Genomic DNA, 9,062 nt, shown 5'->3' with positions numbered 1-9,062 from the left:
TCGGGACTACCGTGCGGTGCATGAGCACGCTCGCCGCCGCGCGGCCCATGCCGGTCGACCGCGTCCGCCAGACCCTCGTCATCGCCGGAACGGTGGTCGCCCTCGTCGGTGCGTTCATCGGGTCGGGCGCCGCGGGCGGTACGCCCATCCCGGAGGTCGCCGGCGGCGCTCTCAGTGCGGATGCGACTCTCCTCGCCCCCGCCGGCCCCGCCTTCGCGATCTGGTCGGTGATCTACGCCGGGCTGGTCGCGTACGCGATCTGGCAGGCGCTGCCGTCGCAGGCCGCGCGGGAGCGCCAGCGCCGTGCCGGCTTCTGGGTGCTCGCGTCTCTGCTGCTGAACGCCGCGTGGATCCTCTCGGTGCAGGCCGGACAGCTCGGCGTCTCCGTCGCGGCGATCGTGGCGCTGCTCGCCGTGCTCATCGTGACCTTCGTCATCCTGCGCCGTCACCCCGCCGAGTCGACCGCCGACGCCGTGCTGTTCGACGGCGTGATCGGCCTCTACCTCGGCTGGGTCATGATCGCGACGGTGGCCAACGCGACATCGTGGCTGCAGACGCTCGGGTTCGACGGGTTCGGCGCGAGCCCGCACGCCTGGGCGATGGGGATGCTCGCCCTCTTCACCGTGATCGGCTGCGCGCTGGCCGTGTGGGACCGCGGCCGTTTCGCCCCGTCGATCGCCTCGGCGTGGGGTCTCGCCTGGATCGGCGTCTCGCGGCTGACCGGCTCGCTACCGTCCGCGCCGGTCGCCATCACCGCCTTCGCGGCCGCCGCCCTCATACTGCTCGTGACGCTCGCGGTGCGCGTCGCTCGCGGCTCTTCTCCGCGTCGGCGCTAGTCCTCGGCAGCCGCGGCCCTCAGCGCGCGGCGTCGACCTCGCGCAGGTACTCGGCGTTCCCGCGGATCGCCGCCTGGTAGCGCTGCAGATCGGGCGTGCGGATCTCATCGGCCGCGACCTCCATCAGCTCCGCCACCGCCGCGTCGCTGCGCCCGGCGGCGTGGAGCGACAGCGCGTGCCAGACGCGCACGGAGGGCGAGTCGGCGAACAGCGAGAGCGCTCGGTCGAGGGCCGCCAGCGAGTCGTCGAATCGCCCGAGGTTGCGTAGCGTGCTGCCGTACTGCAGCAGGCAGCGGCGCAGGGTGTCGCCCTCGAGCCCGGCGGCGAGGGCGCGCTCGTAGTAGCCGGCGGCCGTCTCCTCCTCGCCGGCGGTGTCGTAGGCGCCGCCGACCTCGTACAAGACGTTCGGGTCGTCGGGATGCTCCGCCTGCACCGCGAGCAGGGCGTGGATGGTCGGTGCCATGTCGTCGCGGTCGCGGGACTCGAACAGGACGTGCAGCCGGTCGAGCAGGGCGGGATCGGTGGTCGGCATCCCCTCACCCTAGCCGGGCGCCAGGACGACCTCGCGGAGCGGCACGGGCAGCTCCTCAGCCCCCAGGGCGGCGGTGAGCACCGCGCCGTACCGCTCCTTGCGTCCGGAGGTGGTCCCGAGGAAGCGGTGCAGTTGCTGGTCGAGCGTGCGGATGCGCTGGGCGGGCTGCTGCTGGAACATCCGGAACAACCGCAGGTCGCCCTCGCGCTCGAGCACCTCCTCCGTCCGTGCGTGCCCGAGTGCGCGCAGCAGCTCGGCCTCCAGGTCGGGTCGGCAGACGAAGACCGCGTGGGGCGCGAGGCCGGCGCGCTGGAAGAACCGCACCTCCCCGGCGTCGCAGAGCCCGCGCAGCCGCCGGCCCGCTCCGCCGGGACCCAGCTCGCCGACGAACCGGCGCACGCTCATCGCACCGCCCATCGGGACGACGTCGACGCCCGCCGCCGCCAGATCGACCCCGAGCAGCCCTGCGGCGGTCAGCACGGCCGCGCGGTCGCTCGCCCCTTCGACGAGGATGGCGGCGCCGCGTTCGGGCTGTGGGGTCACGCTGACATTGTGCTCCTGCCCAGCTTCCAGCACTTCTCCGGTCGGCCCCCGGCGCGTACGGTGCTGGCCATGAAGATCATCACCTTTGCCGCAGGAATCGCCGTCGGGTTCATCATCGGTTCGCGCGCCGGCCGCGGAGCCTACGAGGATCTGCGCCGCAAGTGGCGCGGGTTCACGGACTCCGACACCGTGCAGCACGTGAAAGGCGACGTGAAGGGATTCGCCGGGCGCGCCGCGTCCGACGTGGGCGAGAAGGTCAGTGAGACCGTCAGCAAGGTGACCGAGAAGGCCACCAGCAAGATCGACCAGGTCACCGGCAAGAGCGCGTCGAGCTCCAGCTCGGGTTCGACCTCCGCCTCGGGCGCCGGCACGGACTCGGGCACGGACGCGGGCCCCGCGTCCCCGGCCCCGGCCGTCTGAGCGGAACCGTCAGGCCCCTTCGGGCGGGTGGGCCAGCAGGTCCACCCGCTCTGCGAGGTAGCCGCCGAAGTCCCGGGCGTCCGCATCGGCGGCGGCGGGGCTCCAACGCACCAGCGCCCGCCCGTCGCGCAGGAAGAGCGGCCCGTCCGCATCCCGAAGCGACGCCGGGTCGAGCGGGATGACCGGGGCATCGAAGTCGACCGTCTCGCCGTCGCGGAAGCCGCCGCGCTGGGCGGCTGCCCGGAGCGCCCGCCGCTCCTCCATGGACCGCGCCAGGCCCTGCGGCCGCCCGGGTGGCGTCGCCCGCACGAGCGAACCGGTGGCCCGCAGGACGGCGTCCGCATCCAGCAGGAACACCCCCAGCCGCCACACCGCACCGATCCGCCTCAGCGCGGGCTCGCGCCGGATCAGGAACTGCCGCCGCGCCGGCACGAACTCCGCCAGCGCCTCCTGACGGGCGCCTGCCGCGGTGAGCGCATGCACCGCATCCCGCAGGTCCGCACGGATGCGCGCGACAGCCTCCTCGTCCGTCCCGTGCTCCACGGGACGAGCCTACGAGGCGGTACGGATGGAGAAGGAGTTGTCGTCGGTGACGAGCAGCAACTCGACCCCGTGCTCGTGCCGCAGCACCACCAGGGCGGACGAGTCGGTGGCAGCGACCCGCTCCACCTGGTTCAGGAAGATGCGGGCCATCTCGTCGGTGACGCGGAAGTCGCGGCCCAGCGCGTGCACGATGTAGCCGGTGACCGCGGGCTTACGCCGCCGGAGGCCCGTCTCTTCGGCGAAGTCGTCGACAGCGACACGGAAGTCGGGCGTCATGGTCATCGGTGGCTCCTTCTCTAGCCTCGCCAACGGTAGGCGTGGAAACCCACGCCGCACAGGGGGTTGACGAGGGGTTAGATGGAAGGCATGAGAACGTTCACCTTCCCCCGGACCGACATCGAAGCGTCCAACATCGTCCTCGGACTGATGCGCATCTCCGACCTCGACGACGAGGAGATCCGCACCCTCGTCCGCACCGCCCGCGACTCCGGGATCACGATGTTCGACCACGCCGACATCTACGGCACCGAGCGCCACGGCTGCGAACGCCGGTTCGGCGACGCGGGCGCTGTGCCCGCCTCGGAGCGCGACCAGGTGATCATCCAGTCGAAGGTCGGCATCCGCGACGGCTTCTTCGACTTCTCGCGCGAGCACATCGTCCGGACGGTGGACGAGTCCCTGGAGGCCCTCAAGACCGACTACCTCGACATCCTCCTGCTGCACCGCCCGGACACCCTGGTCGAGCCGGACGAGGTCGCGCTCGCCTTCGACGAGCTGCAGAGCGCGGGCAAGGTGCGCGCCTTCGGCGTCTCGAACCAGACGCCGGGCCAGATCGAGCTGCTGCAGCGGTCGCTCTCGCAGCCGCTGGTCGCCAACCAGGTGCAGCTGAGCATCACCCACGCGCCGATCATCGCCCAGGGCGTCGCCGCGAACATGGCCGGCCTCGACCAGTCGATCTCGCGCGACAACGGCATCCTCGACTACGCGCGCCTGCACGACATCGTGCTGCAGGCCTGGTCGCCGTTCCAGAAGGGCTTCTTCGACGGCGTGTTCCTCGGCGACCGCGAGAACTACGCCGAGCTGAACGATGCCATCGACGAGCTCGCCGAGAAGTACGCCGTGACGCCGACCGCGATCGCCGTCGCCTGGATCACCCGCCACCCCGCGGGCATGCAGGTCGTGCTCGGGACCACCAACGCCCAGCGCGTCCGCGACTCGGCGGCAGGGTCGGAGATCCCGCTCACCCGGCAGGAATGGTACCGCCTGTTCACGTCGGCGGGACACACGCTGCCGTAGCCAGCGAACAGTCGCCCGGGCGTCGAGTTGGGATGCGCTCGCGCCCGGGATACGGTCGGAGCGTGGACGACGAACGGCTCTCGCTGCCCCGCCGGGTGGCGATGCGAGCCTGGCGTCTGCACGTCGCGACCGTCCGCTCGCGCCTGGTGCGACCGCTCGACGGCCGTCAGGCGCACGCGGCCGGCCGCCGTGCCGTCCGCGTGCTGCTGGTCGGCTCCGGCCCCGTCGTCGGGTGGGGGTCGGCAGCCACGACCTCGCCCTGCCGGGCGCCGTCGCCCGAGCGCTCGCCGCGGCCACGGGCCGTGGGGCGGTCGTCGACGTGCTGCCGCATCCGTCGGCCGGTGTGCGGAGGCTGCGCGGTCTGCTCGCTCACGCCCATGTCGAGCGCTACGACGCGCTCGTGATCAGCGGCGCGGTGGCGGACGCGATGCGGCTGGAGGAGCCGAAGGCGTTCGCCAAGCGCCTGCGCGAGCTGCTGACGTACGCCCGGTCGCGCGGTTCCGGCCCGGTGGTCTGGCTCGGTGCCCAGCCCATCCGCTCCATCCGCCCCTACGACTCGCCGGCCGGGCGGATCGCCGATGTGCACGCCCGGCGCCTCAACGCGCTGGCCGGCGAGGTGTGCCGTGAGACGGGCGCCCTCTACGTCGGCCTCGACGCACCGGATGCGGACGCGTCCCGGCGGCGCCGCACGCCGGCCGACTACCTCGCCTGGGCCCGGCGCATCGTCGACGCGCTCGCGCCGGCGCTCCAGGAACGGGAGACGCCGCATCCGATCGCCGGGCATGAGGGCCCGCAGCGGGCGGAGGCGATCGAACGCCTGAAGCTGAGCCGGCGCGGAGGGGACACCCGCCTCGACGACATCGTCGGCACGGCGAAGCGGACGCTCGGCACCGAGATCGCGATGTTCACCGTGCTCGACGAGCAGAAGGAGTGGCCGCTGGCCTCCGCGGGCGCCGTTCTGGACCACATCCCGATCGAGCAGTCGGCGTGCATCCACACCATCCAGACGGCCGATGGGATGGTCGTGCCGAACGCCGTCGAGGACGTCCGGTTCGCCGCGAGTCCCCTCGTGACGGGGCCGGCCGGCCTGCGCTACTACGCCGGGTATCCCGTGGAGGCGCCGGACGGCACGCGCATCGGGGCGCTGTGCGTCTTCGGACGCACGCCGCGTGAGCGCGCCGACGGCGAAGCCGACCTCGACGTGCTGCGCGAGTTGGCCCTCCTGGCGCAACGCGAACTGTGGCGCTGGGTGCCGCAGGGCTGAGCGCCTCGTCGGTGCTGCCGCTCAGCGCTCCAGCGCGATGAGCAGCCGGTCGAGCGAGCCGCCGAGGCCCCACTTCTCGGAGAGGGCGGCCAGGGTCGCCCGTTGCTCCTCGGAGGGTGTGGTGAGTCGCGCCTCCACGGCGGGGAGGTCGAGATCCCGGACGACCTCGACGACACGGGGCGCGACGGCGAGGTAATCGCGGGCGGCGGCGAAGCGCGCCCGGGCGGCCGGCTTCATGCCGCTTGCGGAATCCTCCGCCGCCGCAACGATCCCGCCCAGGTCGCCATACTCCGCGAGCAGCGCCGCGGCGGTCTTCTCGCCGATGCCGGCGACCCCGGGTAGCCCGTCGGAGGTGTCGCCGCGCATCGCGGCGAAGTCGGCGTACTGGTCGCCGCGCACGCCGTACTTCTGCAGGACGACCTCGCCGGTGACGAGCTCGAGGTTGCTCATGCCGCGAGCGGTATAGATCACCCGGACGCCGCGTTCGTCGTCGACGAGCTGGAACAAGTCGCGGTCGCCGGTAACCACATCCACCGGCCCATCGGCGCGGGTCGCCAGGGTTCCGATGACGTCGTCGGCCTCGGCGAGGGGAGCGCCCACGATGGGGATGCCCACCGCATCGAGCACCTGGCGGATGAGCGGCACCTGCGCGACCAGTGCTTCCGGAACCTCCTCGATGTCCACGCCGCCGGGGACCAGACGGGCGACACGGTGCTCCTTGTAGCTCGGGATGAGGTCCACCCGCCAGCGCGGCCGCCAGTCGTCGTCCCAGCAGGCGACCAGGGCATCCGGCCGGTAGTCGGTGACGAGCTTCGCGATGATGTCGAGGAACCCCCGCACCGCGTTGACGGGCGTACCGTCCGGAGCCTTCACCGTGTCGGGCACGCCGTAGAACGCGCGGAAGTAGAGGGAGGCGCTGTCGAGCAGCATCGTTCGGCCGGTCACGCCCCGATCCTGCCATGGAGCGCCGCCCGCCGGAATGCTCCCGGTAGCGTGGACGGGTGACCTCCGCCCCGCTCATCGTCTCCGCTGTCGCGGTCGTGCGCGATCGCCGGGTGCTCATGGTGACCGCCCGCGAGCGGGAGGTCTACTACATGCCCGGTGGCAAGGTCGACGCCGGCGAGACCGCGGCAGAGGCCGCCGCCCGGGAGGCGCTGGAGGAGGTCGCGCTGCGATTCCGGCCCGACGAGCTGGAGGAGCTGTTCGAGGTGCGCACGCAGGCGCACGGCGAGCCGGAGGGGCGCCAGGTGCACATGCGGGTGTTCCTCGGGCGCACCGACGCACAGCCGGAGCCTTCGGGCGAGGTGGGCGCTGTGCACTGGACGTCGAGCGTGGACGCGGACCGCTGCCCACCAGCGGGCCTCGAGGTGCTGCGCCGGCTGGTCGCCCTCGGCCTGATCGACTGAGGCGGGGTCCGCTTCCACCCCGATCGAGGGCTGGCGGCGGCGCACATCCGGCGGCAAGGCTGTGGGCATGGCGCGCACGCACGAGTTCTCCTTCTCCGGCAACCCCGACTTCGACTTCGAGATCCGCACCACCATCGGCCAGGCGTACAGCGGCGCGGCCGATATCGGCGAGGTGATCGCCGCCGTGCACGGGGTTGGCGACAAGGACCACGAGGGCTGGTTCCGGGCGTGGCTCGCGCTCGGCGACCGGATCGCGGCGGAGGGCGAGGCGTCGGCAGCCGCCGGTCACGCGGTGAGTGCCGCGAGCGCCTCCTCCGCGCGGCGTCCTACTACGGAACGGCGGTCAACGCCGTGGCCACCCTGGAGTCGGACGACGAGCTGCTGCCGACCTTCCGCAAGCACCGTGCCGCGTGGGACCGCTGGGTGGAGCTGACGGATGTCGACGTCGCGCCCGTCCGGATCCCGTACGAGGACACCGCGATGCCCGGTTACCTGTTCCGTGCGCCCGTGGCGGCAGCCGCGGCGGGCGAGGCATCCCGCCCTCTGCTGGTCGCGGTGAACGGCAGTGACGGGCCGCTGACCAGTCTGTGGGCCTGCGCCGTCTCGGGAGCGCTCCGCCGCGGCTACGACGCCCTCGTCTTCGACGGGCCCGGGCAGCAGTCCATGCTCTTCGAGCGCAGCGTCCCCTTCCGGCCGGACTGGGAGGCCGTGCTGACGCCGGTGCTGGACTTCGTGCGCGCGTTGCCGGGGGTGGATGCGGACCGCGTCGCCGTCTACGGCATCAGCCAGGCGGGGTACTGGGTGCCCCGCGCGCTCGCCTTCGAGCACCGTTTCGCCGCGGCCATCGTCGACCCCGGAGTGGTCGACGTCTCGACCTCGTGGACCACCCACCTGCCGGCGAACATGAGGAAGCTCCTCGACGAGGGCGAGGACGAGAAGTTCGACCGGGACATGGCGATGGGAGCGAAGTTCTCGCACGAGCTGGCCTACACCTGGCGGTTCCGCGCCCGGCCGTACGGGACGACCGGCTACGCCGAGACCATGCGCGCGGTGCTCCAGTACACCGTGAAGGACGTGGCGGCGCAGATCACGACGCCGCTGCTCATCACCGACCCGGAGCACGAGCAGTTCTGGCCGGGCCAGTCGGAGGAGCTCGCCGCGCTCACTCCGGAGGTCTCGACCCTCCTGCGCTTCACCGAGGCAGAGGGCGCCGACTTCCACGTGCAGCCGCTCGCCCGGGCGCTCACCGAGCAGCGGATGTTCGACTGGCTCGATGAGCGGCTCGGCCGCTGACTCCTTGTCGGATCCGGGCGGCGTCGAGTTGGATGGTGTCATGCCCGACAGAAGCGACGAACGTCCCCGCGTGGCCGTGACCGGAGTCACCGGCGCGGTGGGCCGCATGACGGCGGACGCGCTGGCCGACGCGGGTGTGCCCTTCCGGATGCTGGCGCGCTCCCCGGAACGCGCCCCGCGCTTCCCGGGCAGTTCGGTCGCCCGCGCCTCCTACGGTGACGAAGAGGCTGCGCTCGCCGCCCTCGACGGCGTCGAGACGCTGCTCATGGTGTCCGCCGCCGAGAACGCCGAGCGCCTCCGCGAGCACGTCGCGTTCGTCGACGCGGCGGCCCGCGCCGGTGTCGGTCACATCGTCTACACGTCGTTCTTCCGCGCGGCGCCGGACGCGACCTTCACGCTCGCGCGAGACCACCACGCGACCGAGCAGCGCATCCTCGCCTCCGGCATGCGTCACACCTTCCTGCGCGACAACCTGTACCTCGACTTCGCCCGCAACCTGGTGGGCGACGACGGCGTGATCCGCGGCCCCGCCGGCGACGGCCGCGCCGCGATGGTCGCCCGTGCGGACGTGGCGCGGGTCGCCGCGGAGGTGCTGCTGCATCCGGACGACCACGTCGACGTCACCTACGACCTGACCGGCCCCAGCGACTTGACACTGGCGGAGGTCGCCGAGACCCTCTCGGCGCACTCCGGCCGTGCGGTCTCGTTCCACGACGAGACGGTGCCCGAGGCGTACGCGTCCCGCGCCGGATGGCGGGCGCCCGACTGGCAGGTCGACGCCTGGGTCTCCACCTACACGGCGATCGCCGCCGGCGAGCTGGCCGGCCCGACGGACGCGGTCGAGCGCATCACCGGCCGCCGCCCGCTCTCGCTCGACGAGTTCCTCCGCGACGCCCTCGGCTGAGGCCCCGTTCGCGCCGCGAACAGGG

Annotated in this window: 13 protein-coding genes; 8 read left to right on the top strand and 5 right to left on the bottom strand. The window is 72.7% G+C overall.

What is annotated here, in order from left to right:
* Positions 1–20 precede the first annotated feature (20 nt).
* Entirely contained in the window at positions 21–836 is an 816-nt protein-coding gene (locus ACQ86M_RS15000) for a TspO/MBR family protein (RefSeq protein ID WP_431246017.1), read from the top strand.
* Positions 837–855: 19 nt separating this feature from the next.
* Here the strand turns inward: ACQ86M_RS15000 and ACQ86M_RS14995 are convergent, their stop codons facing one another.
* Together ACQ86M_RS14995 and ACQ86M_RS14990 are read right to left on the bottom strand one after the other, a co-directional pair.
* Positions 856–1,368: a tetratricopeptide repeat protein gene (locus tag ACQ86M_RS14995; protein WP_431246016.1), complete on the bottom strand. Its 513-nt coding sequence runs from the start codon at positions 1,366–1,368 to the stop codon at positions 856–858.
* A gap of 9 nt (positions 1,369–1,377) precedes the next feature.
* Positions 1,378–1,911: a TOPRIM nucleotidyl transferase/hydrolase domain-containing protein gene (locus tag ACQ86M_RS14990; protein WP_431246015.1), complete on the bottom strand. Its 534-nt coding sequence runs from the start codon at positions 1,909–1,911 to the stop codon at positions 1,378–1,380.
* 69 nt (positions 1,912–1,980) lie between these two features.
* On the opposite strand from ACQ86M_RS14990, the gene ACQ86M_RS14985 reads away from it, so the two are divergent.
* Complete coding sequence (locus ACQ86M_RS14985; protein WP_431246014.1) at positions 1,981–2,331, top strand: hypothetical protein; 351 nt, start codon at positions 1,981–1,983, stop codon at positions 2,329–2,331.
* 9 nt (positions 2,332–2,340) lie between these two features.
* On the opposite strand, the gene ACQ86M_RS14980 is transcribed toward ACQ86M_RS14985, so the two are convergent.
* Together ACQ86M_RS14980 and ACQ86M_RS14975 are read right to left on the bottom strand one after the other, a co-directional pair.
* The gene (locus ACQ86M_RS14980; RefSeq protein ID WP_431246013.1) at positions 2,341–2,874 is read right to left on the bottom strand and encodes a hypothetical protein; all 534 of its coding nucleotides are present in this window, start codon (positions 2,872–2,874) and stop codon (positions 2,341–2,343) included.
* Positions 2,875–2,883: 9 nt separating this feature from the next.
* Positions 2,884–3,156, bottom strand: coding sequence for a TetR family transcriptional regulator (locus ACQ86M_RS14975; RefSeq protein WP_431246012.1), 273 nt, complete (start codon positions 3,154–3,156; stop codon positions 2,884–2,886).
* Positions 3,157–3,240: 84 nt separating this feature from the next.
* Between ACQ86M_RS14975 and ACQ86M_RS14970 the strand changes: the two genes are divergently transcribed.
* Together ACQ86M_RS14970 and ACQ86M_RS14965 are read left to right on the top strand one after the other, a co-directional pair.
* Positions 3,241–4,170: an aldo/keto reductase gene (locus ACQ86M_RS14970; RefSeq protein ID WP_431246011.1), complete on the top strand. Its 930-nt coding sequence runs from the start codon at positions 3,241–3,243 to the stop codon at positions 4,168–4,170.
* 232 nt (positions 4,171–4,402) lie between these two features.
* Positions 4,403–5,434, top strand: coding sequence for a GDSL-type esterase/lipase family protein (locus tag ACQ86M_RS14965; RefSeq protein ID WP_431246010.1), 1,032 nt, complete (start codon positions 4,403–4,405; stop codon positions 5,432–5,434).
* Positions 5,435–5,455: 21 nt separating this feature from the next.
* On the opposite strand, the gene ACQ86M_RS14960 is transcribed toward ACQ86M_RS14965, so the two are convergent.
* Complete coding sequence (locus ACQ86M_RS14960) at positions 5,456–6,364, bottom strand: 5'-3' exonuclease (protein ID WP_431247896.1); 909 nt, start codon at positions 6,362–6,364, stop codon at positions 5,456–5,458.
* Between the two features lie 71 nt (positions 6,365–6,435).
* On the opposite strand from ACQ86M_RS14960, the gene ACQ86M_RS14955 reads away from it, so the two are divergent.
* The 4 genes from ACQ86M_RS14955 (at position 6,436) to ACQ86M_RS14940 (ending at position 9,037) form a co-directional block, all read left to right on the top strand.
* A complete protein-coding gene (locus tag ACQ86M_RS14955) occupies positions 6,436–6,840 on the top strand; it encodes an NUDIX domain-containing protein (protein WP_431246009.1) in 405 nt (134 codons plus the stop codon).
* Between the two features lie 67 nt (positions 6,841–6,907).
* Positions 6,908–7,273 (top strand): hypothetical protein, encoded by a 366-nt coding sequence (locus ACQ86M_RS14950; RefSeq protein WP_431246008.1) that lies wholly within the window; start codon positions 6,908–6,910, stop codon positions 7,271–7,273.
* Positions 7,192–8,133 carry an alpha/beta hydrolase family protein gene (locus ACQ86M_RS14945; protein WP_431246007.1) on the top strand — a complete coding sequence of 314 codons (942 nt, stop codon included), beginning with the start codon at positions 7,192–7,194 and terminating at the stop codon, positions 8,131–8,133. Before ACQ86M_RS14950 ends, ACQ86M_RS14945 begins: the two co-directional genes overlap by 82 nt.
* A 40-nt stretch (positions 8,134–8,173) precedes the next feature.
* Entirely contained in the window at positions 8,174–9,037 is an 864-nt protein-coding gene (locus ACQ86M_RS14940; RefSeq protein WP_431246006.1) for an NAD(P)H-binding protein, read from the top strand.
* Positions 9,038–9,062 lie beyond the last annotated feature (25 nt).

The sequence above is a fragment of the Leifsonia xyli subsp. cynodontis genome, from assembly GCF_050632205.1.
Taxonomy (GTDB): domain Bacteria; phylum Actinomycetota; class Actinomycetes; order Actinomycetales; family Microbacteriaceae; genus Leifsonia; species Leifsonia xyli_D.
The sequence above is the reverse complement of the archived record's forward strand: the minus strand, read 5'-3'. Positions and strand labels throughout refer to the sequence as shown.